The following is a 26,570-nucleotide window of genomic DNA, read 5'->3' on the forward strand; positions in this document are numbered from 1 at the left end:
ATATATCACGCTCCGGTACATACGCGCCGCTTGGAGCGCGCCGCTGTTGGATGGACGGGTGAGAAGGATGGGCAAGGATAACAGGACGGTGATCGTCGTCGGCGCCGGTATTATCGGCGCGGCGATCGCCTTTGAACTGCAGCGGCGCGGGCGGCAAGTGACGCTTCTGGACAAAGGCGAGCCGGGGCAGGGCACGTCCTTCGGCAACATGGCAAGCATCGCGCTCGACTTTGCCGCTGGTTCCGGCCCGACGACCTGGCGGCGGATACCGCGCTGGCTGCTCGACCCGGAGGGTCCTGTCTGGCTGCGGCCGTCCTACGCGCCGAAAATGCTGCCGTGGTTCCTGCGCTTCGTCGCCGCCGGCCGGCCTTCCCGCCTCAAGGAGATCGAGGATGCCGGTATGAGTCTCTGCCGGCGCGGGCTCGACGACTTCAGGCCGATGCTCGACGCCATCGGCGCGCCGGATCTGATGACCGAGGAAGGTTGCCTGGCGATCTACGAGACCGAGGCGGAATTCGCCGGTGACCGCGGCCATATCGAGACGATGCTGCGCTACGGCTTCGAACACCGCGTGCTGAGCGGCGGAGAAATCCAGGACCACGAGCCGGCGCTGTCGCGGAAGGTCGCAAAGGCCGTGCTGCTCCCGAACAACAAATCGATCCGCGATCCCTATCATCTGGTGCTGAAACTGGTCGAGGCGGCCAAGGCCGCCGGCGCCAGCTTTGTTTCCGGCGAGGCGCAAGGGCTGGAGCGCAAGCCTGACGGATCCGTCTCGCTTCGTCTTTCCGACGGTCGCCGGCTGGAAGCCCATGACGTCGTGCTGGCGGCCGGCGTTCCCACCCGCACCCTTGCCGAGACGCTCGGCGAGCCGATCCCGCTCGAGACCGAGCGCGGCTATCATACGCAGATCATGAAGCCCGGCATTTCGATGCGGTATTCGATCATCTGGCCACATCGCGCCTTTATGGTCACGCAGACGGCCGGTGGCATTCGCGTCGGCGGCAATGTGGAGCTGGCGGGTCTTGATGCCGCACCGGACTACCGCCGACCCCGCGTCCTCGTGCGCCATGCGCAGCGCGTGCTGCCGAGGCTGAAAGTGGAGGACGCCAAGGACTGGATGGGCCATCGTCCCGCCTTGCCTGATACCATCCCGATCATCTCGCCGTCGTCGCGCATTCCGGGTGTCTGGTACGCAACCGGTCACGGCCACCTGGGGCTGACGCTTTCGGCCACGACAGCCCGGCTACTCGCCGATATGATGACCGGCGAAAAGCCGCCGGTCGATATGACCCCGTTCCGCATCAATCGCTACTAGGAACATCCGCATGAACTGCGTCCTTCCCGGTTATATCGACAGCCTGCACCACAAGCCGGAAGCCGCCAGCAAAGTGGGCGGGATCGCCAAGACCGCGGCCTTCCCGCTGTCGGACGGTGCAGGCTACATCACGGGCCAGAACATCCGCGTTGACGGCGGCATTACTCGCGACGTTTGATTGGAGATATCGAGATGAGATGGAAGCGCACGATCCAGCTTCTGGACGTTCATTGCGAAGGCGAGATCGGCAAGGTCGCGATCGGCGGCGTGCCGAAGATCCCCGGCAACACGATCGCCGAACAGCTCCACTGGATGAACACCGACCCGAAGGGAGAGGAGTTGCGGCGGCTGCTGGTGTTAGAACCGCGCGGCGCGCCGATCGGCTCCGTCAACCTGCTGCTGCCGGCCAAGCATCCGGACGCCGATGCCGGTTTCATCATCCTGCAGCCGGACCAGGCGCATGCGAGCTCCGGCTCGAATTCGATCTGCGTCACCACGGCGCTGCTCGAAGCCGGGATTGTCGAGATGAAGGAGCCGGAAACGGTCGTCACGCTCGACACGGCCGCCGGCCTCGTCAAGGCGACGGCCACCTGCCGGGATGGACGCTGCGAAAAGGTCAAGCTGACCATGGTGCCGTCCTTCGTGCACGAGCTCGATGTGGCGCTTGCCACCCCGGAGTGGGGGACGATCAAGGTCGACATCTGCTATGGCGGCATCTTCTATGCGCTGGTCGATGTCGGGCAGGTGGAGCTCACCATCGAGAAGGGCAACGCCGCCGCCCTCGTTAAGGCGGGGATGGTGCTGAAGGATCTCATCAACCGCACGATCCCGGTGGTGCATCCGCAGATCCCGGCGATCTCCGGCGTCGCCTATGTGATGTTCCGCGATATCGATCCCGACGGGGCGATCCGAACCTGCACGACCATGTGGCCCGGCCGCGCCGACCGCTCACCCTGCGGCACCGGCAATTCCGCAAATCTCGCGACGCTGCACGCCCGCGGCAAGGCCAAGGTCGGCGACATCTTCAAGTCGCGTTCCATCATCGGCTCGGAATTCGAGGTCGGTCTCGCGGCTGAAACCACGGTCGCGGGCAATCCGGCCATCATTCCGACGATCACCGGCCGGGGCTTCACGTTCGGTCTCTCGCAAGTGGCACTCGACCCCTTCGACCCGATGGCGGACGGCTTCGCGATGACCGACGTCTGGGGACCCTCTGCCGGCGAGATCGGGGCCAAATAGCTCGCCTAGACCAATAATCCGGGGTCCGCATAACCTGGTATCGCCTGTCGTCAGCGGCAACTGCTTAGCGAACTGGGTAGATGACGCCCTTGCGCAGGATGATGTTGCCGTAGAGGCGCGGCTCGCTCGTCTGGACGAGCGCATGCGCCTCTCGGACACGCTTGTAGAAATCCGCCGGCGCAAGCGGGATGACGCGGATATCGGGCACATGCCGGCCGCAAGCGGCGATCATCTCCTGATGCACTGGATCAAGTGCATCGATGTCCTGCTTGACTGTGGCGCGGAAGATGGCGTGCGACACGAAATCGTCGATCGGCAGCACTGATAGAATTGCTTCCAGCACGGGTATGACGCCGTGGCCGTCCAGCCGGATCAGGCGGCGGGCGTCGGTGAGGCCGGGGTAATTGCCATCGACGAGGGCGATCTCGTCGCCATGGCCCATGGCGCGGAGCGTCGCCAGCAGGTCCGGCGCCAGCAGCGGATCAATGCCCTTCAGCATGGTCGATCTCCTTGAAGAGGACGTTCTGGTCGATGAGATAGCGGGCGAAGATCGGCAGGCTCGCGCCGCCGATGGCGCGCGCCTGGGCGCCGACCGCACCCTCGATGATCTCAGGCAGGACGACGCCCTGCAGGTCGAGCGCGGAGACGGCTCTCGCGGTTGCCCGCACGACGCGTTCGCGCACCCAACCGGGGAAGCCGCCGTCGATCACGGCGGCGCTGAAGTCAATGATCGAGGCGGCGGCGACGATCGCCTGCGCCAGGGCCTTGGCGGTATCGTCGATCCAGGTCTCCAGCGGCGGGCCGAAATCGATCCAGTCGTCGGCCGAATACCAAAGCGGCTGCGGATCGATGCCGTGTTCCTTCAGCAGGTTTTCGAGCACGAAGATCGAAGCGATATCGAGCAGTTGTCGGGTTTCGCCGTCACGCCCGCGCACGGGCAGGGGACCGATCGCCCCAGCCGTTCCGGTTCGGCCCACGAATATCGCGGAATTGAGGACGATACCGCCGCCGATGAAGGATCCGAGAAAGAAATAGACGAAGTCCGGGTAGCGTGGCCCGACGCCAAAGACGAGCTCGGCGCCGCAGGCGCTCGTCGCGTCGTTCTGGAGGAAGACGGGATAGGAGGCGCGCTCGGCGACTTCCGCCTGGAGATCGAAGTCCCGCCACACGTCCATCGCGCCCTGGGGGGCGCCCACCTCTTCCGCCCAGTTCCACAGCTCGAAGGGAGCCGCAATGCCAATGCCCGCGACCCGTCCACGCTCGCTTTCGGAAAGCTGGCGCTCGAGCTGTCGAATGCCGTCGGTGATAAAGGCCATCAGCTCCTGCGGCAGCGGATAGCGGTAGGTCTTGTGAACCTGAAGCCGGATGCGGCCGACGAAATCCATCAGCACCAGGTCGGCGCTGCGTCGGCCGATCTTGACCCCGAAGGAAAGGACGGCGTCCGGATTGAGCCGCATGGGGACGGACGGCTGACCAACGCGGCCGCGGATCGGTGTCCCGCGCGCCAGCAGTCCTTCCTTCTCCAGCGCGCGCATGATGACGGAGACGGTTTGCGCCGACAGGCCGCTTCGCCGCGTAATCTCGGCCTTCGACTGCTCTCCGTGCCGCCGGACAAGCGAAAGCACGAGCCGCTCGTTATAGGCCCGCACGCGGATCTGGTTTGCTCCTCCGCTCGGATCGAGAATCTGAGGCCGGCCCGACGAGGGGCCCTCCAAGGACGACATTGGCCGATTCCTCCCGTACATGGCCATGCCCTATTTCCAGACAGCATGCCACATCCAATTATTAATTCAATTGGATTTATTTATTGACACAGGTTCGTGTTTGCGCTCTAAATTAGAGCTGTGGAGGATGCGACACGGCTTGGAGGAGCTGTCGGAAAGATTTCCCGAAGCGTTCGGTCGCGCCCTGCCCGGAACTGCCCGTTCCGGCCTTTTCAATCCTTGGGAGGATTACATGAAGATATCTGTTTTGACTGCCGCTTTCGCAGGCCTTGCCCTCGGCGTCGCCTTCGCGATGCCGGCCAACGCCGCCGACACCACGGTCTGCCTTATCACCAAGACCGATACCAACCCCTTCTTCGTCAAGATGAAGGAAGGTGCGACTGCAAAGGCGAAGGAACTCGGCGTGACGCTGAAGTCCTATGCCGGCAAGATCGACGGCGATAGCGAAAGCCAGGTGGCGGCCATTGAAAGCTGCATCGCTGAAGGCGCCAAGGGTATCCTGATCACTGCCTCTGATACGAAGGGCATTGTCCCGTCGGTCAAGAAGGCGCGCGACGCAGGCGTGCTCGTCATCGCGCTCGACACGCCGCTCGATCCGGCCGATTCGGCTGACGCCACCTTTGCAACCGACAACCTTCTCGCCGGCAAGCTTATCGGCCAGTGGGCGCTCGAAACCATGGGCGACGGCGCCAAGACCGCGAAAATCGGTTTCCTCGACCTGACACCCTCGCAGCCGACCGTGGACGTGCTGCGCGACCAGGGCTTCATGATGGGCTTCGGCATCGACGTGAAGGACCCGAACAAGATCGGCGACGAGAACGATCCGCGCATCGTCGGCCATGACGTGACCAACGGCAACGAGGAAGGCGGCCGAAAGGCCATGGAGAACCTCCTGCAGAAAGACCCGGGCATCAACGTCATCCACACCATCAACGAACCGGCCGCAGTCGGTGCTTATCAGGCTCTCAAGGCCGTCGGGATGGAGAAGAACGTTCTGATCGTGTCTGTCGACGGCGGTTGCCCGGGCGTCAAGTCGGTCAAGGAAGGCGTGATCGGTGCGACCTCTCAGCAATATCCGCTGATGATGGCCGCCCTCGGCGTCGAAGCGATCAAGAAGTTCGCCGACAGCGGTGAAAAGCCGAAGCCGACGGAAGGCAAGTCCTTCTACGACACCGGCGTCTCGCTGGTGACGGACAAGCCGGTCTCCGGCCTCAAGTCCATCGACACGAAAGAAGGCACTGACAAGTGCTGGGGCTGAGCCTCGTCGTGTAACGCTATGCCGGCCGGGGATTGATCCCCGGCCGGTTTCGACGGACGATCAGTTGCCGCCGGCGGCCCGGCCATCCAAAGCCCGTGGTCAGTAGAGGTGGTGGTTTCCGCGCGCGGTTCGGCGCGGACGCGGAGGAGGAAACATGACCGGAGCTCAGGAATTCGAACGAGTCCTTGACGGCAGCGACAAGGCAGTTGCGTCATTCGAACAGCAGCACACGTCCCTTTTGAAGCGCATACAGCATTTTCTGCATTCCACTCCGGCGGCGGTGCCCCTGATCGTGCTGGTCCTTTCGATCATCATTTTCGGTGTCGCGATCGGCGGGCGGTTCTTCTCGTCCTACACGCTGACCCTGATCCTGCAGCAGATCGCCATCGTCGGCATCCTCGGCGCGGCGCAGACGCTGGTCATCCTGACCGCCGGCATCGACCTGTCGATCGGTGTCATCATGGTAATCTCCGCCGTGATCATGGGCAATTGCGCGATCACCTATGGAATTCCCACGATCATCGCGGTCGCCATCGGCATGGCCGCCGGCACGCTGTTCGGGCTTCTCAACGGTTTCCTCGTCGCCTACATGAGGCTGCCGCCGTTCATCGTGACGCTCGGCACCTGGAACATCGTCATGGCGACGAACTTCATCTATTCGGCCAACGAAACCATCCGAGACACCGATGTCGACGCACAGGCGCCGTTGCTGCACCTGTTCGCGACAAGCTTCAGGCTCGGTAGCGCCGTACTGACCCTCGGCGTCATCGCCATGGTTCTGCTCGTCGTCGGGCTCTGGTACGTGCTCAATCATACCGCCTGGGGGCGCCACGTCTACGCGGTCGGCGACGATCCGGAAGCCGCCAAGCTTTCCGGTATCCAGACCAAGAAGGTGCTGCTCGCCGTCTATGGCATGTCCGGCCTGATCGCAGCCTTCGCCGCCTGGGTTTCCATTGGCCGCAACGGCTCGATCTCTCCATCGTCCGCCGTTACCGACTATAACCTGCAGGCGATTACCGCGACGGTCATCGGTGGCATCTCGCTGTTCGGCGGCCGTGGGTCCATCCTCGGAACGCTCTTCGGCGCCATGATCGTCGGCGTAGTTTCGATGGCGCTCAACATGCTGGGTGCCGATCCGCAATGGAAGGTCCTCTTGACGGGCGTGCTGATCATTGCTGCCGTCGCTATCGACCAATGGATCAGAAAGGTATCGGTGTAATCATGGCTGGCGAACCCCTTCTTGCAGCCCGCGGCCTCGTCAAGCGCTACGGTCGCGTTACCGCCCTCGATCACGCCGATTTCGATCTCTATCCGGGAGAGATCCTGGCTGTCATCGGCGACAACGGCGCCGGCAAGTCCTCGCTGATCAAGGCGATTTCCGGCGCGGTCATTCCCGATGAGGGAGAGATAACGCTCGAGGGCAAATCGGTGCTGTTCAAATCACCGATGGAGGCGCGCGAGGCCGGTATCGAGACGGTCTATCAGAACCTGGCGCTGTCGCCGGCCCTGTCGATCGCCGACAACATGTTCCTTGGTCGGGAAATCCGCAAACCGGGCATCCTGGGCTCTTGGCTGCGGATGCTCGACCGACCCGCGATGGAGAAGCGAGCCCGCGACAAGCTCACCGAACTCGGGCTGATGACCATCCAGAACATCAACCAGGCGGTGGAGACGCTCTCGGGCGGCCAGCGCCAGGGCGTGGCGGTGGCGCGTGCGGCGGCGTTCGGGTCGAAGGTCGTCATCATGGACGAGCCGACGGCGGCGCTCGGCGTCAAGGAGAGCCGGAAGGTCCTGGAACTGATCCTCGACGTCAAGGCGCGCGGTCTGCCGATCGTGCTGATCTCGCACAATATGCCGCACGTCTTCGAGGTGGCGGATCGCATTCATATCCACCGGCTTGGGCGGCGGCTGACCGTCATCAATCCCAAGGACTACACCATGTCGGACGCCGTCGCTTTCATGACGGGCGCAAAGGCCGTGCCGGCGGAGACCGTGGCTGCATGACGCAAGAGGTTCAAGGGCTGGCGCATCAGATCCTTGAACGCGCCGCCGATGCCCGGCGCTTCCTGATCGCCATCGCCGGTCCACCGGGGGCGGGCAAGTCAACGCTCGCCGACCGGCTGGCGGAGGCTTTGCGTGCCTCGGGCGAAAGCGCCGAGGTGCTGCCGATGGACGGCTTTCACATGGACAATGCCGTTCTGATCGAAAAGGGGCTGCTTGCCCGCAAGGGCGTGCCGGAAAGCTTCGACGTCCGAGCCTTTCTCGATATCGTCAAGGCGGTGCAACTGGCCGAGGAAGAGGTGCTGGTGCCGGTGTTCGACCGGTCGCGCGAGATCGCGATCGCCTCTGCCCGTGTCGTGTCGCCCGATCACCGCTTTATCATCGTCGAGGGCAACTATCTGCTTTTCAACCAGGGGCAATGGGCAAGACTCGACGGCGTCTTCGACTATTCGATCATGCTCGCGCCGCCGATGGAGGTGTTGGAAGAGCGGCTCTGGGCGCGCTGGCGCGGATACCGCCTCAGCGAGGACGAAGCGAGCGCCAAAGTCTACGGCAACGACCTTCCGAACGGCCGGCTCATCCTCGAAAACCGCCGCCGCGCCGATCTGACGCTTTCGATCGCCTGATCCCGGCAATTCCCGAGCATGTTGCAAGTGCCCGAGAATCGCGGCAATTTCTGCGCGTGTTCGAACTTCCGACGTGGGGCTCACATGAATTTCAGCGAAGCCGTATCATCTGTTTTTTCGAAGTATGCCGATTTCAGCGGGCGCGCCCGGCGCTCCGAATTCTGGTGGTTTTTCCTGTTCAACGTCGTTGCGTCGGGGGTCGCGGATATCCTCAGCAGGGCGATTTTCGGCAACGACGCGCTGGGTGCGCTCTATTCGCTCGCGCTGCTCATTCCGGCGGTCGCCGTCAGCGTGCGACGCCTGCACGATGTCGACCGCTCGGGCTGGTGGATCCTCATCGGCGCCATCCCGCTGATCGGGGCGATCGTCTTGATCTTCTGGTATGCGACGGAGGGAACGGCCGGCGAAAACCGCTACGGCCCGCGGGCCTGAGGATTGTCAGGAGCCTTGCGCGGATGGTAATGGCGGCGCGTGGGTGCCAACTGCCGAGGTATCCCCTCTGGAGATCGATTTCATGCAGAAGCTCACCATCCGCCGCCCCGACGACTGGCACCTGCACCTGCGCGACGGCGCCATGCTGGAGGGCGTGATCGGCGATAGCAGCCGGCATTTTGCCCGCGCGATCATCATGCCGAACCTCGTGCCGCCCGTCGTCACCACGGCCGATGCCGCCGCCTATCGCGAACGCATCCTGAAGGCATTGCCAAAGGGCGACCGCTTCGAGCCGCTGATGACGCTCTATCTGACGGAGAACACCAATCCCGACGACGTCGAGGAAGGCAAGAAGAGCGGCCTCATCACCGCCGTCAAGCTTTATCCCGCCGGCGCCACGACCAACAGCCACGGAGGCGTGCGCGACTTCAACAAGGCAATGCCCGTTCTGGAGCGCATGGCCAAGATCGGGCTGCCGCTTTGCGTCCATGGCGAGGTGACGAGCCCGGAAGTGGATATTTTCGACCGCGAGGCCGTCTTCATCGAAACCGTGCTCGATCCGCTTCGCCAGCGTCTTCCGGAGCTGAAGGTGACGATGGAGCATGTCACGACCGCCGACGGCATCGACTATATCAAGTCGGCCAGGGCCAACCTCGCCGGCTCGATCACCACGCACCACCTCATCATCAACCGCAACGCCATCCTGGTCGGCGGCATTCGCCCGCATTACTATTGCCTGCCGGTCGCCAAACGTGAAAGCCATCGGCTCGCGCTCCGTGCGGCGGCCACGAGCGGCGACGAGCGCTTCTTCCTCGGCACCGATTCGGCGCCGCATGTGGACCCATTGAAAGAGTGCGCCTGCGGCTGCGCCGGCATCTACACATCGATCAACACGATGAGCTGCCTTGGACATGTTTTCGAACAGGAGGGTGCGCTCGACAAGCTTGAAGCCTTCGCTTCGCTCAACGGGCCGGCCTGGTACGGCCTTCAGCCGAACGAGGAAACGATCACGCTCGTGCGGCGTCCGGAATCGGTTTCGTTTCCGGCAAGGATCGAGACCGGCGCCGGCCCGGTCACGGTCTTCGATCCGATGTTCCCGCTGCACTGGGACGTGCAGCCTTAGGCGAGCGCGTAAAGGCACCGCCGCCTTAGGGCGGCGCCTGATGTCATCCGGCGGTCCGCTCGCTCTGTTCGGGCACCGTCACATTGGCGGAGCGGGGAACCGCGCTGGCGAGCACCTGGTTGCGACCGGAATGCTTCGCGGCATAGAGCAGCTCGTCGGCAGCCGTCATCATCGTCTTCAGCGTCTCGTTTTCGGGATCGCCCTGGTAGACGCCGAAGCTCGCGGTCACCCTACCTGCGGGAATGGGCCCGACGCTCCTTGCGGACAGATCTATGCGCAGCCGCTCGGCAATGTTGGTCGCCTGCTCGAGGTTCGCGCCGGGCAGGACCACGCAGAATTCCTCGCCGCCGATGCGTGCGGCGATGTCGTAGGGCCTCAGGCCGTTCTGGATCGTCATGCCGGTCATCATCAACACCTGGTCGCCGACATCGTGGCCGAACTCGTCGTTGATCGTCTTGAAAAAGTCGAGGTCGAGGACGACGACGCTGAGCGAGCTCTTCTCACGGATGGCGCGGGCGACCTCCATCGTGCCGAGATCGGAGAGCCAGCGGCGGTTGCCGAGGCCCGTCAGCACGTCCGTGGTCGCCTGCCGGCGCAGCTGCGACAGCGTGGCGTCGAGTTCGACGATCAGTTTTGCAACGCCGTTGACGGCCGCCCCCGACGTATCCGTGCGCTTGCATGCCACGGACAAGACCTCACCGTTGTCGCGGTAATTCTCTATGGTCGCCGCGATCCGGTGAAGCGGCCGGATCAGCTGCCACACCGAAACCAGGCACAGCGCCGTTCCGAGCAGGGTGGCAACCAGCATCAGCGGCATAAGCGGCAGCGACGTCCCGGCATACTTGGCCCACAGACTGAGGACCAGAACCAGCAGCGGGATGTTCGTGGCGGCGATACAGATCGCCAACACCTTCAGCGCCAGCGACGACGCCAGTTTTTCACGTGCAACAGATATGGCAGGAATCATTCCGCTCTTCCTTCGGTTGCCTTGATTCGATGATGAAGGGTACGACCGAAGGAGAGACTGACTTCTTAATCGAAATACTTAAATTTTAACGATTTTAGGAAGAATTGCGCTGCACGACCTCAGTAACGCGGTGAAAATCTATAAATGGCAGATGTTGCGGAAGTTTGAATAGTCTGTGGACACTGGAAAGCGCGGGTTTGAGTCAGAGGCGACGGAACCCGCTTGCGCCACGCCCTGTCGCTGCGACGCCGTATTTCCGGTCTGGAAACATGCGGCGCGGACTGCTATTGCCCGATGATATCAAACCGCAAATGAGAGCGGTCTGAGGCGAGAATCATGCGCAGGTGAACCCTGCGCCCGTGAAAGCACGCTATAGTCCGAAGAGCCGAAGGAGAGCCCGATGATCCAGACAACATTTCCCGACCGCGCCGTGATGGCGGAGCTGGTGGCGAAGATGCTGTGGGAGATCAAGGCCGTGCATTTCAACGCCGCGACGCCTTATAAGTATGCCTCCGGCATTGCGAGCCCCGTCTATATCGATTGCCGCAAGCTGCTTTCGTTTCCGCGCATCCGCTCGACGGTGATGGACTTCGCCGCAAGCGTGCTGATGCAGGATGCCGGCTTTGAACAGTTCGATTGCGTGGCCGGCGGCGAAACTGCAGGCATTCCGTTTGCGGCTCTTCTGGCCGACCGTCTCGGCTTGCCCATGATCTATGTGCGCAAGCAGCCGAAGGGGCACGGCCGCAACGCCCAGATCGAGGGCGAGATGCCGACAGGCGCCCGCGTATTGGTCATCGAGGACCTGACGACGGCCGGCGGCAGCATGTTCAAGTTCATCGACGCGATCCGTGCAGCCGGCGGCGTGGTCGATCACGGCATCGCGCTCTTCTACTACGGCATCTTCTCCGAGGCGGAGGAGCGCTTTGCCGGGGGCAAGGTCAGACTTCACCACATCGCTACCTGGCGCGAGGTGCTTGAGGTCGCCAAGGCGCAACAGCTTTTCGACGACAACACGCTGAATGAGGTCGAGGCCTTCCTCAACGCGCCGCTCGCGTGGTCGGCCAGAAACGGCGGAGTGGCGGCGCTGTAGCCGCGGATCGCGGCTGCGGCTTTTGGGTGCTTTCTGCCGATCTTGTTTGTACTGCTTTGCTTTTGACGCAAACTTATCTAATCGATTTGAGTGTTCGGAAATAGAGACCCGCTCTTTGGGAGGCCGGAAATGATATTGTGCTGTGGCGAAGCTTTGATCGACATGCTGCCTCGCGAAACCACGCAGGGCGAGAAGGGCTTCGCGCCCTATGCCGGCGGCGCGATTTTCAACACCGCGATCGCGCTTGGCCGCCTCGGCGTTGCAACGGCCTTCTTCACCGGCCTTGCCGACGACATGATGGGCGAGATCCTGCGTGAGACGCTGACGGCGAGCAAGGTCGACCTCACCCCTTGCGCCATCGTTTCGCGGCCGAGCACGATCGCCTTCGTCAAGCTCGTCAACGGTCAGGCAACCTATGCCTTCTACGACGAGGGGACAGCCGGGCGCATGATCACCGAAGCCGATTTGCCTACGCTGGACGATCGTTGCGAGGCGCTGCATTTCGGCGCCATCAGCCTCATTCCCGAACCTTGCGGCTCCACCTACGAGGCGCTGATGGACCGCGAGCATGCGCGCCGCGTCATCTCGCTCGACCCGAACATCCGCCCCGGCTTCATCAAGGACAAGCAGGCTCACATGGCGCGTATCAGCCGCATGGCGGCGATGTCCGACATCCTGAAATTCTCCGATGAGGATCTGGCCTGGTTCGGGATCGAGGGCGATCACGACGCACTGGCGGCCCATTGGCTGAACCAGGGCGCCAAGCTCGTCGTCATCACCAAGGGCGCTGAAGGTGCCGAGGGCTACACCCGGTCGCTGAAGGTGACCGTGCCGAGCGAGCGTGTGAGCGTGGTCGACACGGTCGGAGCGGGCGATACCTTCGACGCCGGCATCCTTGCCTCGCTGAAAATGAACAACCTGCTGACGAAGGCCGCGGTCGCTTCACTCGACGAAAAAGCGCTCCGCGACGCGCTGGGGCTCGGCGCCAAGGCCGCAGCGGTCACCGTTTCCCGCGCGGGCGCAAATCCGCCCTGGGCGCATGAGATCGGGCTCTGAGCGGTTTTCCGCCTTTACCTCAAGAGAGCCGGTCGAGGAAAACGAGCACTTCGCGATTGAAGGCATCAGGCCGCTGCACCGGCGCAAAATGACTGACTTCCGGCAGTAGCACGAGTTCGGCGTCTGGAATGCTGCGCGCGAGATATGCCGCATGCTCCGGCTTGATGAATTCCTCCTTCTCGCCGATGACGACAGCGACCGGCACCCGGATTCCGGCGAGGTCGTCCGCCGAGTAGTTGGGCTCGCTCCCCATCATCTTGCCGACGTCGCGAACGAAGGCGTCGAACCCGTCCGGCGTCGGGGAGAGCGCCTGGTAGTCCTTGCGATGGCGGTTGAAACAGCGATCGATGACCGGGGTCGGCACGAATTCCCTGACGCCGCCGGGGTCCATGTTGCAGGCGAAGAAGAAAACGCCGCGGACGCGCTCAGGGTGCCGGTCGGCAAGGATCAGCGCGGTGCAAGCGCCGTCGCTCCAGCCGACGAGCGTGACCTTGCTGAGGCTAAGGCGGTCCATGACGGCAAGGACATCCGATGCCATCAGCTCGTATCGGTAGGGCTTTTCGTCGCGCGTGCTGCGCCCGTGGCCGCGGCTATCGATGACGACGACCTGCCTGCCGGATGCGACGAATGCCGGGACCTGATAGCCCCAATTGCCGCTGTTTCCGAGGCCTCCGTGCAGAAGCACGACTGCCGGCCCCGAGCCGTAGCTCGCAAACCAGATGCTGGCGCCGTCGTTCTCAACGAGGCCTTCCTCGCTGGCGGGCGGTAGGGCGGGGGCGCCGCGCTCATCGAAGATTTTCAGCTCGTCGTCGGTCATGATCGTTTCCGGTCCAATTCCTAGTCAGCCTCAGGTTTGACGTATGGCGGAGGATAATTTCGACAGCGGCGCAAACAAAAAATCCCCCGCCGTCGAAATGAGCAGCGGGGGATTGCGATCGTTCAAGCTTTACTTCGCCTGCTTGGTCAGCGCCGCGACCAGCCCTTGCGTCGAGGAATCGTGGGAGGCGGCGCTCTCCTTGCCTTCGACGACCGGCAGCAGCCCCGTCGCCAGTTCCTTGCCGAGTTCGACGCCCCACTGGTCGAAGGAGTTGATGCGGAAGAGGACGCCCTCGACAAAGACGCGGTGTTCGTAGAGTGCGATCAGCCGGCCGAGAGCGTATGGCGTCAGCTTCTCGTAGACGAAGGTGATCGAGGGGCGGTTTCCGGTGAAGACGCGATGCGGGGCGATGAAATCGGCCTGGGCGTCGTCCATGCCCTTGGCAGTCAGCTGGCCTTTCGCCTCGGCGAAGGTGCGGCCTTTCATGAGAGCTTCCGACTGCGCCAGGCAGTTTGCCATCAGCAGCTGGTGCTGGTGGCGCAGATCCGGCTCGAAGCCGTTGGCGGCGATCATGAATTCCGCGGGAATGACGCTCGTTCCCTGGTGGATGAGCTGGTAGAAGGCGTGCTGGCCATTGGTTCCGGGCTCACCCCAGGCCACAGGCCCGGAATTGCCGTCGACCGGCGTGCCATCGACGGTGACGCCCTTGCCGTTCGATTCCATATCGAGCTGCTGCAGGTAGGCGGGAAAGCGCAGTAGGCGCTGGTCGTAGGGCAGGATCGCTCGCGTCGGATAGCCGAGCACGTTACGGTGGTAGAAGCCGATGAGGCCGAGCAGCATCGGCAGGTTTTCCCTGGCCGGCGCGTGACGGAAATGGTTGTCCATGGCATGGGCGCCATCGAGGAATTTGCCGAAATTTTCCGGTCCGACGGCAATCATCAGCGGCAGTCCGATCGCCGACCAGATCGAGTAGCGGCCGCCGACCCAATCCCAGAAGCCGAAGACCCGGTCGCTGTCGATACCGAAGGCGGCGACCTTGTCGAGTGCCGTGGAAACGGCTGCGAAATGGTGCTTCACCGCCTGTTCGCCGAGCGCCTTGGCGATGAAGGCGCGTGCCGTCTGGGCGTTCGTCATGGTCTCGACGGTGGTGAAGGTCTTCGAGGCGATGATGAAGAGCGTGGTTTCCGGCGAGACGAGCTTCAGTGTCTCGGCGATGTGGGCGCCGTCGATGTTGGAGACGAAATGCGAGCGTGGTCCGTCATGGAAGGGGGCAAGCGCCAGCGTCGCCATGACAGGACCAAGGTCGGAGCCGCCGATGCCGATATTGACGACATCGGTGATCGCCTTGCCCGTCGCGCCCTTCAGCGTGCCCGAACGGATGCCGTCGGCAAACTTGCCCATGGCGGCAAGCACCGCGTTGACGTCCGGCATCACGTCCTTGCCGTCGACGAGCACGGGCGTATTGGTGCGGTTGCGCAGCGCGGTATGCAGCACGGCGCGGTTTTCGGTGAAGTTGATCGCCTTGCCGGCAAACATCTCGTCGCGCTTGCTCTCGACGCCGCGGGCGTGGGCGAGCTTCAGGAGGAGGTCGATGATCTCCTCGTTCACCGCCGTCTTCGAATAGTCCATCAGCAGATCGTCGAGCGATGCGCTGAAGCGGGAAAAGCGGCTGGCGTCTGCCGCGAAGGCAGCCCGTATGTCGGTTGCCTTTGTCGCTGCGGCACTGCTCTTCAGTTTTTCGACGATCGCCTGCATGGGAGCTCCTTGCGGTTCGGAGAGGGTGGCGGAAAGCTAGTCGCTATGACGAGCCCAAATCAAGGCCGCATACCCGCCAAATGCAAAAAAGCGGTCTGCAAAAAAGTTGGCAGCGTCGGATGGCGTAACGCCACCCGACGCTGCGATCCGACCGCGGCGGCGATCAGACGATGCGCAAGGCCTAGCCCCTCAGTTCCTTGCGCAAGATCTTGCCGACGTTCGATTTCGGCAGTTCGTTGCGAAACTCGACGAAACGCGGCCGCTTGTAATTGGTGAGGTTTGCCGTGCAGTGCGCCTTGACCTCGGCTTCGGTCAGGGCCGGATCCTTGCGCACGACAAAGAGCTTGACGGCTTCGCCGGAATGCTCGTCGGCAACGCCGACGGCGGCTGCTTCGAGGATGCCCGGATGCATGGCCGCCACTTCCTCGATCTCGTTCGGATAAACGTTGAAGCCGGAGACCAGGATCATATCCTTCTTGCGGTCGACGATCTTGGTGTAGCCTCGTTCGTCCATGAAGCCCATGTCGCCGGTGCGGAAGAAACCGTCGGAGGTCATGACGCGGGCGGTTTCGGCCGGTTGCTGCCAGTAGCCCGCCATGACCTGCGGCCCGCGGATGCAGATTTCGCCGACTTCGCCGAGCGGCAGCGAGGCGCCTTCCTCGTCGCGGATGTCGATATCCGTCGAAGGCATGGGCAGGCCGATCGTGCCGGTGAATTCCGGGGTGTCAAAGCGATTGGCGCTGGCGACGGGGGAGGTCTCGGAAAGCCCGTAGCCCTCTGTGATCCAGCCACCGGTCATCTTCTGCCAGCGCTCGGCGACCGGACGCTGCACCGCCATGCCGCCCGCCAGCGTGCTGACATGGCTGAGGTCGAGCTTGGCGAAATCCGGATTGTTCATCAGCGCGTTGAAGAGCGTGTTGAGGCCAGGGAAGATATCGAAGCGATGGTTGCCCAGTTCCTTGACGAAGGCCGGAATGTCGCGTGGATTTGCGATCAGCACGTTGTGAGCGCCAACCGACAGGCCCATCAGCGAGTTCACGGTGAGCGCAAAGATATGATAGAGCGGCAGCGCACACACGAAGGTCAGCACTTCAGGGCGCGGCTTGTTCTGGTAGGCCGAGTCGAACCAGAGCACGAGCTGCTGCTGATTGGCAAGTAGGTTCGCGTGCGTCAGTATCGCCCCTTTCGCCACGCCGGTCGTGCCGCCGGTATATTGCAGGAAGGCGATATCGCTGCCTGCGAGCTTCACCGGTTTCAGCGGCAGTCGCGCACCTTCGGCAAGCACGCGGCGGAAATTTTCATGGCCGGGGATCGACCATGCGGGCACGAGCTTCTTGACCTTGCGCACGACGAAATTGACGAGATGCCCCTTGGCTCCCAGCATGTCGCCAAGCGAGGTCACGACGACGTGGCGTATGTCGGTGTGGGCGAGAACCTGCTCCACGGTATGGGCGAAATTCTCAAGGACGAAGATTGCCTTGGCGCCGGAATCGCGCAGCTGATGCTCCAGCTCGCGTGGCGTATAGAGCGGGTTGACGTTCACCACCACCAAACCGGCCCTGAGAATGCCATAGGTGACGATGGGATTCTGCAGGATGTTGGGCATCATCACCGCGATGCGGTCGCCCTTGCTGAGCCCAAGGCTCTGCAGCCACGCGCCGATCTTGCGCGTTTCGAGCTCGAGTTTGCGATAGCTGATCGACTTACCCATGCTGGAGAAGGAGACGTGCTCGGCGTAGCGCTTGCAGCTTTGCTCGAAGAGCTCCGCAACCGAGGCGTGCGGGTGTGGCGGCAGTTCCGCCGGCACCGACGGCGGATAGGAGGCAAGCCAAATCCGGTCTGCAGCTCGGCGACCCGGTTGGATGGAGACGGTATTCATGCAGTGGTCCTCCCTGACGCGTTGCCACGGCCCCCTAGACGAGCTCCGTCGAAAAGTCCTCCAACCTTTCGCTGCGTGGCAGCTTATGCTCTTGCCCGAAGGGTTCAAGCAAGAAGAGATCTATAATGACTTTGACGTAAGCGTCAACAGTATGATTGCGCTATCAGGAGCGGATATCCCTCGAAAAAAACAGGAACCATCCAGGCGGCGACACGTTGGTTCAATGTGGAAATACCACGAAAACAACGAAGACAGGAGGTGCACCATGTTGCACGAGAATGCTGACGTCGCACGCCGCGACCCCTACGTAAAAGACACGCCAACCCTGATCGCCAGCGACCGGGTGGAAGGGACCCGCGTATTTGGTGCTGACGGCCGGCATATCGGCCATATCGAGCGCATCATCCTCGAAAAGCGCGGCGGCAAGGTCGCCTACGCGGTGTTGAGTTTCGGCGGCTTCCTGGGCGTGGGCGAGGACCACTACCCGTTGCCGTGGGAAAAGCTGCGCTACGACGAAGAGCTCGACGGTTACCGCGTCGATCTCACAAAGGAAGAGGTCCAAGGCGCTCCCCGTTTCACCGACGAAAGCGAGAACTGGTATCGAGACAACGGCCGCAAGGTCTACGACTATTACGGTATCTCGCCTTACTGGATCTAGATGGATTGTCATCCTCTTCGGCCCCGCTCGTCTGAGCGGGGCTCTTTCTTGGCCCGCGCATCGGAGCCGGAAAAATGGCACGCTTCAGCGGTCAACCTCAGAGGAGCGCAAGCCGATCCTCCGGGTGATCGCAGCCTCGATCTGGCCCATCGCATCATAGATGAGAACGGCCATGAGCCCCACGATCAGGCCGCCTTGCAGAATGAAGGCGGTGTTGTCGGAGATCAGCCCCGCGATGATGACCTCGCCCAATCCCTTGGCGGCGACGGTGGAGCCGATCGTCGCCGTGCCGATATTGATGACGGTCGCGATCTTCAGCCCTTCCAGGATCAGTGGCAGGGCAAGCGGAAGCTCGACGGAAAACAGCCGCTGGCGGCCGCTCATGCCCATGCCGTCGGCCGCGTCGAGAACGGCGGGCGGAACCTGCTGCACGCCGGCAACCGTATTCTCGAAAATCGGCAGCAGGCCGTAGAAGAACAGTGCGATCAGCGTCGGCGCCATGCCGAAGCCCGTCGCGGGCACGGCAATCGCCAGCACGGCCACCGGCGGAAAGGTCTGGCCGGCATTGGCGATCGCGCGGGAGAGGGGCAGAAATTCGGCGCCGCTCTTGCGCGTGACGAAGATGCCGGCGGCGACCGCGAGAATGGCGCTGCCGAGGATGGAAACGGCGACCAGCTCCAGGTGGCCCGCGGCAAGTGCGGCAAGGCTGTTCTGCGTATAGATCGGGGGGGCGTCGAAATTGGTGAGCGGCTTCAACAGCGGCGTAAGCCACTCGGTCCTAAACAGGAGCACGAAGAGCAGCGCCAGTCCCAGGAGACGGAAGATATAGGCTGCAAACCTCATGATCGCTTGCCCAGCTGCAGCAGGCGCCGCATCGAGATCGATCCAACAGGGGCTTTGGCTTCGTTCTCCACAGCTGCCTCGTCCACACCGTTCCAGATCATTTCCGCAAGCGCGTCACGGAGGCTGAGGTCCTGCGACAGGCTGCGGGCCAGACCAGGCCGGGCCGGTTCCATCGCCTGCTTCAGCGGCGACAACGACATCAGCTTCAATGCCCGGTCCGAAGTGCCGGTGAGTTGCTGCACGAAAGGATCGGCGGGCTCGGTGAGGATTTTTTCCGGCGTCGCATATTGGAGGAGCCGACCCCCACTCATGACTGCGATCATGTCGCCGAGGTGAAACGCCTCGTCCATGTCGTGGGTGACGAGGATGACCGTGGTTCCGAACTGCTTTTGGATGGCAAGGAGGTCGTCCTGCGCCTTGCCGCGAATGACAGGATCGAGCGCGCCGAACGGCTCGTCCATCACCAGCACCTCCGGCTCGGCCGCGAGCGCGCGGGCAACGCCGACGCGCTGCTGCTGGCCGCCTGAAAGCTCATGCGGGTACTTGCCGCGAAAAACCGCCGGATCGAGTTCGAAGAGGGTAAGCAGTTCGTCGACGCGGCTGTCGACGCGTGCCTTCTGCCAGCCGAGAAGCTGCGGCACCGTCGCGATGTTGGCCGCGACAGTCCGGTGCGGAAAGAGCCCGTGTCCCTGGATCGCATAGCCGATGCCGCGGCGCAATTCGGTTGCCGGCATGCTCATGATGTCGCGGCCACCGACGGAGATTTTTCCGCCCGTCATCGGTACGAGCCGGTTGACCGTCCTGACGAGAGTCGACTTGCCCGAACCGGAGGTGCCGACGATCACGGCGATCGCGCCCTTCGCAACCGACAGGCTGACATTTTCGACGACGACAGTCTCGCCGTAGCGTTTCGTCACGCCTTCTATTTCAATCATCGTCTCATGTGCGGTCATGGGTTCGATCCATGGAGGCTGTCGATGACCGCATCGAGGATGACGGCCGACGAGAAGGCTAGGAACACGGTTGGAACGGCGCCGAGGAGCACAAGGTCCATGGCGGTCTGGCCCAGCCCCTGGAAGATGAAGATGCCGAAGCCGTTGCCGCCGATGAGGGCCGCCACCGTCACGAGGCCGATCGCCTGCACAAGCACCACCCGGATGCCGGTAAGGATAACGGGGAAGGCGAGCGGCAGATCGATGCCGGTGAGAATCCGCCAGCGCGTCAGCCCCATTCCGGCCGCGGCATCCCGCACCGCAGGATCCACGCCGCCAAGCCCGACCACGGTATTCGCCACGATCGGGAGCAGCGAATAGAGGACGAGCGCAATGAGCGCCGGGGCTGTGCCGATGCCGCGAATGCCGAGACTTGCGGCGAGCGGCACATGCGTTGCGATATAGCTGAGCGGCAGCATCAGAAGGCCGAAGAGCGCAAGGCTCGGGATCGTCTGGATTAGGCTCAAGGTCGGCAGCACGACCGCGCGCAGCTTCGGCACCCAGAAGCAGAGAACGCCCAGCGGCAGCGCCAGCATGATCGCGATGGCGACCGATCCGAACGCAAGCAACAGGTGGCCGACCGCCTCGTTGCGAAACTGATCGGCACGCGTGGCGAATTCCTTCATGATCGACAGGCTGTCGAGCACGCCGGATACCAGAAAAGAAAAGAGCAGCGCGCCGTAAAAGACGAGGGCCGCGATCCGCATCCACGGTGTAAGCCGCAGCTTCACCAGTGCATCGGATGCGAGCAGACCAAGCACAGCGAGCAACGCCCAGAAAGCGCCACCGGGCGTTATGCGCGCCGCAGTGCTGCCGGGGGGCGTTGCCGCCGTGGAGACGAGACCGATCGTCAGCAGGAGCAGCGCTAGAGCGAGCGTTGCAACGGCGAGCCGCGCGCGGTCGCCACGCAAGAAGAGTGCCGCCAGCGCCGTCGCCATCAGCAGGACCAACAGAGCAAGGGCGACTGGCTGGCCGAGAAGTTGCGTAAGCAACATCGGCTTTCCGGCGACGATGCGATTTGCCTTGACGATGATGAAGGGCATGAAGGCGGTTGCGATGACGCCGGCGGCGGTTAGCACGACGCCGAGCCTGTCGATGGCGCGCGTGGCGCGCATATCTTGAATTGGGGAGAGTTCCATCGGTCGGCTTCCTGTTGCCTGCCGCCCCAATGCAGGGACGGCAGACGATTGCCAGGCCTATTTCAGGAAGCCCTTTTCCTTGAGGTAAGATTCTGCCACCGATTTCGCCGGTTCGCCATCGACCTGGATGCGGCCGTTCAGCTTGCGCAGCTCTTCTGCCGAAAGGCTCTTGAAGATGGGTGCCAGCACGGCCTCGATCTTCGGATTGTCCTTGAGCACCGCCTCGCGGATGATCGGGGTCGGGGCATAAACCGGCTGGACGCCCTTGTCGTCCTCAAGCACGGTGAGCTGGGCCGCTTCGATCGCGCCGTCGGTGCCGTAGACCATCGCGGTGTTGACGCCGTTGGTCTGCTCGGCGGCTGCCTTGATCGTCGCCGCCGTGTCGCCGCCGGAGAGCACGATCATCTGCTCAGGCTTCAGCTTGAAGCCGTAAGTGGTCTGGAAGGCAGGCAGGGCGGCTGCGGAGTTGACGAATTCCGAGGAGCCCGCCAGCACCACCTTGCCGCCGCCGGCAACCCATTTGCCGAAGTCGGACATGGTTTTCAGGTTGTTCGGGCCGGCAACGTCGCTGCGCACGCCGATCGCCCAGGTGTTGTTGGCCGGCGAAGGCGTTAGCCAGACGATCTTGTTGGCGTCGTAGTCGAGCTTCTTCGCCAGATCATAGCCGGCGTCCAGCTTCTTCCAGGCCGCATCCTCCGGCTTGTTGAAGAAGAAGCCGGCGTTGCCGGTATATTCCGGATAGATGTCGATTTCGCCGGCGGTGATCGCCTTGCGCAGCACGGGCGTCGTGCCGAGCGCGACCCGGTCCTGCGTCTTGATACCGTTGGCGTTAAGCGCCAGCACGATGACGTTGCCGAGCAGCGTGCCTTCCGTATCGATCTTCGAAGAAACGACGACGTCGGCCGCATTGGCGCTGCCCGCGACGAAAACCGCGACGGAAGCGGCTATGGCGAAAGTCTTGAACATGATGCTTTCCTCAATCCCGATTAAAAAACTTTGCTGCGGCGGGGAGATAGCGCGGCGATCGCAAAAATCGATGCCGAGTTGGTCCATCCCTCCTCGCAGCGACGATCGCGAGTATGGCAAGGACGGTTGCCGGCTTCGCGAAAGACCATTGCTTTTTTGTGCACTGCAGCGGTTTGTTTTTGTTTTCTTTGCCGATTTCACGCTAAACCGGTTCGCCGTCGACGCGGGATATCTTTTTGTCCGCACACATCCTATCCTCCGCGGCGACGACACCCCGGCCGCTCGTCCGGCCATAACGAGGATGGCCCTATTGCATCTTGGCGCGTTGTTCGTTGCCGACAGGGTCTTCACCCTGAAGTCGATCCGCGGGACCGCCCGCGAGCTCTCTTGCTCGGCTTCCACCGTGTCGGACGCGCTCAGGCAGCTTGAGACGGCGCTTGCCCTGAAACTGGTGGAGCGCGCTTCGGGCGAGCTTGCGACCCTGCTGGCGAGCGCGAAGGTCAGAAAGGGCTTGCAGCCCATCCTTTCCGCCATGCGGGAGCTTGCCGGGCTCATCGCCGATCCGCCCGCGCCCGAGGCATATGCTTCATGGGCCTCGAGACTTTCCCTAAAGATTGCAACGATCGAGCGCTTCCTCGAGGTGGCCGACCAGCGCAGCATCAACCGCGCCGCACGCAGGCTTCGCCTCGGTCAGCCGCAGCTGTCGCTTCAGATCGCCAACCTGGAGGATCTGTTCGGCTGTCCCCTGTTCGAGAGGCGGGTCCAGGGCTCGGTGCTGACGGAAACGGGGCAAAAGGTCCAGACCGTCTTTGCTTCCATTCGCCTCGCCTGGAACGAGATGAAAGCGGCTGCCGACCAGCGCTTCCAGCGCACGGCACGCACGGTTCGCATCGGTTCGATAATTCCGACAGGCTCGGAAAGCTGGGTGGCGCGCTCGCTTGGCATGCTGGTCGCGCTCTGGGGCGCAGGCGGCAATCGCAGCTCGATTTCGTTGGTGTCGATGACGGCGGACGATCTGCGCGAAGCGTTGAAATCGGGCCACATCGACGTTGCCATTCTCGATTCGGTCTTCGGCCTGGATGCCTTCGGCCACGAGGAACTGGTCGCGACCGATATGGTGGCGATCGCACCGCTCGACAGCAAGGGGTTGGCCTTGGCCGAGCTCCTTATAAAACACCCGCTCTGCCTGCCGAGCGCCCGCACCGGCATCGGCGACGCCGCGATGGCTTTCAGCTATGGCCGCAGTCCCGAGCGGCGCGACATCACCGCTGCCGACTCGCTGCCTGTCATCGTCGATCTGGTCGCCAATCACGGCTACCTGTCATTTCTCGGACGCGTGAGCGCTCAGCCGATCGCGAACCGAGTGCGCATCGTCGATCTGGATCAGCCATTGCCGATCTCCTACTACATTGCGCATAACGGCCGCAAAGCCGCGGTCGATGCCGCCCGCCTCATGCGGGAGGCGGTATCGAACATACTGCGCCTCGATGACGCCATATCGAGCGCAATAGGCGCCGCTCCGGTCTAGGCCGGGAACAACCAAGCGGCCGGCACGTTACCACCTTGTCCATATCGCAGATGACGTAAACGTCAATCCTGTCCAAGCCGGCTCCTCCCGCCGGCACCAAGGAGAAGTACAATGAAAATTCTCATCACCGCGCTTGCCGCGGCAACCACGCTTTTGTCTTTCGCGCCGCTCGCCCAGGCAGATAACGACTGGCATCGCGATCATCGGTCAAGTTCCGGAGTTGTCATAGTTTTGGGGGATCATCACTATCGGGACCATGGCTGGAACCACAACCGTTACGCTCATCGCAGTGATTATTACCAGCATCGCGCCTACTACGGCCATCATCACCCGCGAGGGTACCATGACGACTGGCGCGACCGCCGCTGGTAACCCGCCGGCGGATGGAGCCAAAGCCATACCAGGTAAGCGGTGCCAAACTGATGGCGCCGCTTGCTATTAAGCAGTAAATACATGATTTGTAAGGATTATTTTGGTGGGATGGCATCCGCTCAAGCGCGAAAAGCAAGAGGCCGCCACTGCCCGCGCCGCTCTGTTGCGGCGGCCCCTTGCGCGGGAAGGTCCCAGCCCCGCGCCATCAATTTAGACAGTGCTAACCTTACGTCAACTAATCCGAAAGGATTATACTGGAAAAAACGTTAACACGGCATGGAAGCGCGGGTCGCATGCCGCGAATTCGAGCTGCGACGCCTGTCGAAATCGGCTATTCGGCGAGGCAGGGAAACTCTTTCCTGTAGGCTTGCGGCAGTAGAGCCGCGGCGGGCTGAGAGACCTTCGCGGGATTGCTCTCGAGCCAATTGCAGGCAACTTCGGTCGCGTGCGTAACCGACAGCTTACCGGGCAGGCAGAAGCTGCCCATGGCGTAAAAGCGCAACTCCTCGTTCTGCGAGGAGCGCTCCGGCCAGCGCCGCGACGCATCGACGATGCGCTGCTTCGTGCGTTCGGTGGCATCGTTGAAACCCATCACGTAGATGGCGGCGGCATCGCGATTGTTTTCGCACCATCCCCGCAACATTTCGCCGCTCACGAAAGTCTGAGCGTCATAGGCGCTTGCGGAAAGGGGAAAGGCGAGGGCTGCGACGAGAAGAAATGTCGGTTTCGGCATGAAGAGTTCTTGGCGCTGGCGTGAGTCCCGTGAAAGCATACAGCGTTTGCTAAAGAAGGCGAGGGGTGGTGGATGCACATCGCTCCCTCGGCCTAGACAGCGCGACGAAACCGTCCTTTGGATGCCGTGCTCCGAAGGGTCCATGAAAACGGGCGGCTAGCAATCACCGTCAGGCGCGATGAAAAACCTCATCCGTCATGAGCAAAAGGAAGTTCTCATCGTCGAGCCTGTTTGCGATCTGCCCGTCCTCGGTCATGTAGTCGAAGACCGGGACGCGGACCTGTGCCCCTGGTGCAATGGAAAGCCACTTCCTCTGCTCGATGACAACAAGGCGACGCCCCACGGCATTCTCGCAGTCTATCCTGCGAGTCTCTTCGTAGATTGTCATTGTATCTCACCCCCACTGATATGACCGCGATTTAAGGATGGGTTCTCTCCTCGCAGGTTCAATACTTCCATTGGGTGAGCCTGCCCCGTGAGCAAGGCGAGCGCGAAGTTGGAAGCTGCTTGGGAAAGACGTTTGAGCAGTTAGGCTCAGAAGACCCGCTCTGCACGCAACAGCCCCGACCACTGATCGTTGTTGATGGCGTCCCAGTTGGTATAGGAGACTTCCGGCTGGAGCATGAAGTCCTTCACCGGGGTCCATTGGAGGTTTGCAGTGGCGGCGAAAATCTTCGTGTCGGTATAGGCGAACTGGGCGTTTCCGGAAAGCTTGTCGGTGATCGGCGCGGTGAACCCGGTCCACAGAGCCCAATCGCCCCAGCCGCAGTCGGTGCGGTCGTCCGGGCAGGCGCTGCCGCTCAAATTCGTCCCGGCGTATTTATTGAGCTTGTCGCCGTCGGTGTTCCAGCCGCCCATGAAAAAGACCTTGAACTCGCCGAAGGCCATGTCGAGGCGAGCCTTGATCGCGCCCTCTTCGACCAGGGAATCATAGCCGCCGACCAGCTTCAAACCCCAAGCATCGGACTTGTAGCCAAGACCCGCCACAAAGTCCGGCGAATAATGGTCTTCCTTGGACGTCACCCAGTCATGGGTGGCCGCCCGGTCTTCATCGCCGAAATAGGTGGCATTGTCGCTGGAATTCGAATCCTCCAACGACAGCATGGCCGTGAAGCCGTTGCCGGCGTCGTAGGCATAGGTCATTTGGTTGAGTTCGTAGGGCCCGTCATAGATCACGTCGTCATTGGCGACGTTGCCGGCATAGTCCGTATAGGAAATGAACTGCGAATCGAGCTTTCCGACGGTAAATCCACCGAGCGAAATGTTCGCGAACAGCAACTTTTCGGTTGTGCTTTGGCCTTCCTCCCATTCCCACCGCAAGATGGCGTTGGTCTTGAGAGCGCCGTACTCCGTGTCAGTCCCCGTGTCGACATAGAGTTCCGCCCGGTCGCGCCGCAGCGTTCCGAAGTCAGAGGTTGGATCGTAGGGGTCGTACCACTGGGCTTCGGCGCGGACCTTGCCGCCCACCTTGAGGCAGGTCTCGGTGCCGGGGATGAGAAAGTAGCCCGTCCCGTAGCCCTGACATATCTGGACGTATTCGAGCGGCTCCGGTTCCGAGGCGATGACGGCATCAGCTGCGTGGGCGCCCGAGGCGGCCAGCAGGCTCGCCGAAACACCGAGAAGAAGGCGTTTGATGGTCATCGTCGCTCAACTCCATGCCGATCAGTCGTCTCGGGGCGAACCCTCTCGATTCTCAAAACAGAAGCAAGGCTTTCGCCGGAAAGTTTGAGCACGACGCGTGGGCGAGGCAAGCCAATCGTTCTATGCAACGCCAGAATATCTGTAAGTTCTAAATTAAAGTTACATAAAGGGCACAGGTTGGTCTTCTTGAAACCCGCCGTCGCGATCTCGCCTCGGAGGTCCAAATGCATGGCGGAAGAGCTATAGCGCCGCTGTTTCCTCCCTTAATTAGAGCCTGACCGAAAAAGAATTGAGTGAAATCAGCCAGTTGTGATTCCCTTGGATTTGCTTAGGATTCGAGGAAACTGCAATGGGCTGGACTGATTTCACCCGTCGCCAATATGGCCGACGGACAGGGCGTTACGCAAGTGATCTGA

The 26,570-nt window shown here is 62.3% G+C and carries 26 protein-coding genes and 1 pseudogene; 14 read left to right on the forward strand and 13 right to left on the reverse strand.

Annotated features, from left to right (window positions below; translation table 11 throughout):
- The first annotated feature begins 67 nt into the window (after positions 1-67).
- The 3 genes and pseudogenes from AB4048_RS13510 (at position 68) to AB4048_RS13520 (ending at position 2,554) form a co-directional block, all read left to right on the forward strand.
- Complete coding sequence (locus AB4048_RS13510) at positions 68-1,315, forward strand: NAD(P)/FAD-dependent oxidoreductase (RefSeq protein ID WP_442202475.1); 1,248 nt, start codon at positions 68-70, stop codon at positions 1,313-1,315.
- Positions 1,308-1,493, forward strand: a pseudogene (locus AB4048_RS13515) (SDR family oxidoreductase); the annotation flags it as partial. The gene AB4048_RS13510 and the pseudogene AB4048_RS13515, both read left to right, overlap by 8 nt.
- A gap of 14 nt (positions 1,494-1,507) precedes the next feature.
- Positions 1,508-2,554, forward strand: a complete 1,047-nt coding sequence (locus AB4048_RS13520; RefSeq protein WP_442202476.1) for a 4-hydroxyproline epimerase — start codon at positions 1,508-1,510, stop codon at positions 2,552-2,554.
- A 64-nt stretch (positions 2,555-2,618) separates the two neighbouring features.
- On the opposite strand, the gene AB4048_RS13525 is transcribed toward AB4048_RS13520, so the two are convergent.
- Both AB4048_RS13525 and AB4048_RS13530 read right to left on the reverse strand, forming a co-directional pair.
- Positions 2,619-3,053 (reverse strand): RbsD/FucU family protein, encoded by a 435-nt coding sequence (locus AB4048_RS13525; RefSeq protein ID WP_442202477.1) that lies wholly within the window; start codon positions 3,051-3,053, stop codon positions 2,619-2,621.
- Positions 3,037-4,278 (reverse strand): ROK family transcriptional regulator, encoded by a 1,242-nt coding sequence (locus AB4048_RS13530; protein WP_442202478.1) that lies wholly within the window; start codon positions 4,276-4,278, stop codon positions 3,037-3,039. The genes AB4048_RS13525 and AB4048_RS13530 overlap by 17 nt, the downstream gene beginning before the upstream one ends.
- Before the next feature lie 232 nt (positions 4,279-4,510).
- Between AB4048_RS13530 and AB4048_RS13535 the strand changes: the two genes are divergently transcribed.
- From AB4048_RS13535 to pyrC, 6 genes are all read left to right on the forward strand, one after another.
- Complete coding sequence (locus AB4048_RS13535; protein WP_442202479.1) at positions 4,511-5,536, forward strand: sugar ABC transporter substrate-binding protein; 1,026 nt, start codon at positions 4,511-4,513, stop codon at positions 5,534-5,536.
- 154 nt (positions 5,537-5,690) lie between these two features.
- A complete protein-coding gene (locus AB4048_RS13540; protein WP_442202480.1) occupies positions 5,691-6,755 on the forward strand; it encodes an ABC transporter permease in 1,065 nt (354 codons plus the stop codon).
- Between the two features lie 2 nt (positions 6,756-6,757).
- Positions 6,758-7,540, forward strand: a complete 783-nt coding sequence (locus tag AB4048_RS13545; RefSeq protein WP_442202481.1) for an ATP-binding cassette domain-containing protein — start codon at positions 6,758-6,760, stop codon at positions 7,538-7,540.
- Positions 7,537-8,163 carry a nucleoside triphosphate hydrolase gene (locus tag AB4048_RS13550; protein ID WP_442202482.1) on the forward strand — a complete coding sequence of 209 codons (627 nt, stop codon included), beginning with the start codon at positions 7,537-7,539 and terminating at the stop codon, positions 8,161-8,163. The genes AB4048_RS13545 and AB4048_RS13550 overlap by 4 nt, the downstream gene beginning before the upstream one ends.
- An 84-nt stretch (positions 8,164-8,247) precedes the next feature.
- Complete coding sequence (locus AB4048_RS13555) at positions 8,248-8,595, forward strand: DUF805 domain-containing protein (RefSeq protein WP_442202483.1); 348 nt, start codon at positions 8,248-8,250, stop codon at positions 8,593-8,595.
- Positions 8,596-8,677: 82 nt separating this feature from the next.
- Positions 8,678-9,718, forward strand: coding sequence for a dihydroorotase (gene pyrC, locus AB4048_RS13560; protein WP_442202484.1), 1,041 nt, complete (start codon positions 8,678-8,680; stop codon positions 9,716-9,718).
- Positions 9,719-9,761: 43 nt separating this feature from the next.
- On the opposite strand, the gene AB4048_RS13565 is transcribed toward pyrC, so the two are convergent.
- Positions 9,762-10,685 carry a GGDEF domain-containing protein gene (locus AB4048_RS13565; RefSeq protein WP_442202485.1) on the reverse strand — a complete coding sequence of 308 codons (924 nt, stop codon included), beginning with the start codon at positions 10,683-10,685 and terminating at the stop codon, positions 9,762-9,764.
- 400 nt (positions 10,686-11,085) lie between these two features.
- Between AB4048_RS13565 and AB4048_RS13570 the strand changes: the two genes are divergently transcribed.
- Positions 11,086-11,775, forward strand: coding sequence for an orotate phosphoribosyltransferase (locus AB4048_RS13570; protein WP_442202486.1), 690 nt, complete (start codon positions 11,086-11,088; stop codon positions 11,773-11,775).
- Between the two features lie 129 nt (positions 11,776-11,904).
- The gene (locus AB4048_RS13575) at positions 11,905-12,831 is read left to right on the forward strand and encodes a carbohydrate kinase family protein (RefSeq protein WP_442202487.1); all 927 of its coding nucleotides are present in this window, start codon (positions 11,905-11,907) and stop codon (positions 12,829-12,831) included.
- 19 nt (positions 12,832-12,850) lie between these two features.
- Here AB4048_RS13575 and AB4048_RS13580 read toward each other — a convergent pair whose 3' ends face one another.
- The 3 genes from AB4048_RS13580 to AB4048_RS13590 all read right to left on the reverse strand — a co-directional run bounded on the left by AB4048_RS13580 (position 12,851) and on the right by AB4048_RS13590 (position 17,282).
- Positions 12,851-13,648, reverse strand: coding sequence for an alpha/beta fold hydrolase (locus AB4048_RS13580; protein WP_442202488.1), 798 nt, complete (start codon positions 13,646-13,648; stop codon positions 12,851-12,853).
- A 129-nt stretch (positions 13,649-13,777) separates the two neighbouring features.
- The gene (gene pgi / locus AB4048_RS13585; protein ID WP_442202489.1) at positions 13,778-15,403 is read right to left on the reverse strand and encodes a glucose-6-phosphate isomerase; all 1,626 of its coding nucleotides are present in this window, start codon (positions 15,401-15,403) and stop codon (positions 13,778-13,780) included.
- 181 nt (positions 15,404-15,584) lie between these two features.
- Positions 15,585-17,282 (reverse strand): long-chain fatty acid--CoA ligase, encoded by a 1,698-nt coding sequence (locus AB4048_RS13590; protein WP_442202490.1) that lies wholly within the window; start codon positions 17,280-17,282, stop codon positions 15,585-15,587.
- Positions 17,283-17,547: 265 nt separating this feature from the next.
- On the opposite strand from AB4048_RS13590, the gene AB4048_RS13595 reads away from it, so the two are divergent.
- On the forward strand, positions 17,548-17,940 hold the full coding sequence (locus tag AB4048_RS13595) for a PRC-barrel domain-containing protein (RefSeq protein ID WP_442202491.1): 393 nt from the start codon (positions 17,548-17,550) through the stop codon (positions 17,938-17,940).
- An 84-nt stretch (positions 17,941-18,024) separates the two neighbouring features.
- Here the strand turns inward: AB4048_RS13595 and AB4048_RS13600 are convergent, their stop codons facing one another.
- The 4 genes from AB4048_RS13600 to osmF all read right to left on the reverse strand — a co-directional run bounded on the left by AB4048_RS13600 (position 18,025) and on the right by osmF (position 21,880).
- Complete coding sequence (locus AB4048_RS13600) at positions 18,025-18,783, reverse strand: ABC transporter permease (RefSeq protein ID WP_442202492.1); 759 nt, start codon at positions 18,781-18,783, stop codon at positions 18,025-18,027.
- Positions 18,780-19,736 carry an ABC transporter ATP-binding protein gene (locus AB4048_RS13605; protein ID WP_442202493.1) on the reverse strand — a complete coding sequence of 319 codons (957 nt, stop codon included), beginning with the start codon at positions 19,734-19,736 and terminating at the stop codon, positions 18,780-18,782. Before AB4048_RS13605 ends, AB4048_RS13600 begins: the two co-directional genes overlap by 4 nt.
- Positions 19,733-20,890, reverse strand: coding sequence for an ABC transporter permease (locus AB4048_RS13610; RefSeq protein WP_442202505.1), 1,158 nt, complete (start codon positions 20,888-20,890; stop codon positions 19,733-19,735). The genes AB4048_RS13605 and AB4048_RS13610 overlap by 4 nt, the downstream gene beginning before the upstream one ends.
- Before the next feature lie 81 nt (positions 20,891-20,971).
- Positions 20,972-21,880 (reverse strand): glycine betaine ABC transporter substrate-binding protein OsmF, encoded by a 909-nt coding sequence (osmF, locus tag AB4048_RS13615; protein WP_442202494.1) that lies wholly within the window; start codon positions 21,878-21,880, stop codon positions 20,972-20,974.
- A gap of 310 nt (positions 21,881-22,190) precedes the next feature.
- Between osmF and AB4048_RS13620 the strand changes: the two genes are divergently transcribed.
- Positions 22,191-23,408 (forward strand): LysR family transcriptional regulator, encoded by a 1,218-nt coding sequence (locus AB4048_RS13620; protein WP_442202506.1) that lies wholly within the window; start codon positions 22,191-22,193, stop codon positions 23,406-23,408.
- 111 nt (positions 23,409-23,519) lie between these two features.
- A complete protein-coding gene (locus AB4048_RS13625; RefSeq protein WP_442202495.1) occupies positions 23,520-23,780 on the forward strand; it encodes a hypothetical protein in 261 nt (86 codons plus the stop codon).
- 331 nt (positions 23,781-24,111) lie between these two features.
- On the opposite strand, the gene AB4048_RS13630 is transcribed toward AB4048_RS13625, so the two are convergent.
- The 3 genes from AB4048_RS13630 to AB4048_RS13640 form a co-directional block, all read right to left on the reverse strand.
- Positions 24,112-24,513 (reverse strand): Rap1a/Tai family immunity protein, encoded by a 402-nt coding sequence (locus AB4048_RS13630; RefSeq protein ID WP_442202496.1) that lies wholly within the window; start codon positions 24,511-24,513, stop codon positions 24,112-24,114.
- Between the two features lie 169 nt (positions 24,514-24,682).
- The gene (locus AB4048_RS13635; RefSeq protein WP_442202497.1) at positions 24,683-24,901 is read right to left on the reverse strand and encodes a hypothetical protein; all 219 of its coding nucleotides are present in this window, start codon (positions 24,899-24,901) and stop codon (positions 24,683-24,685) included.
- Positions 24,902-25,047: 146 nt separating this feature from the next.
- Complete coding sequence (locus AB4048_RS13640) at positions 25,048-26,154, reverse strand: porin (protein ID WP_442202498.1); 1,107 nt, start codon at positions 26,152-26,154, stop codon at positions 25,048-25,050.
- Positions 26,155-26,570: the final 416 nt, after the last annotated feature.

Source organism: Rhizobium sp. RAF56 (assembly GCF_052113965.1).
Lineage (GTDB): Bacteria > Pseudomonadota > Alphaproteobacteria > Rhizobiales > Rhizobiaceae > Rhizobium.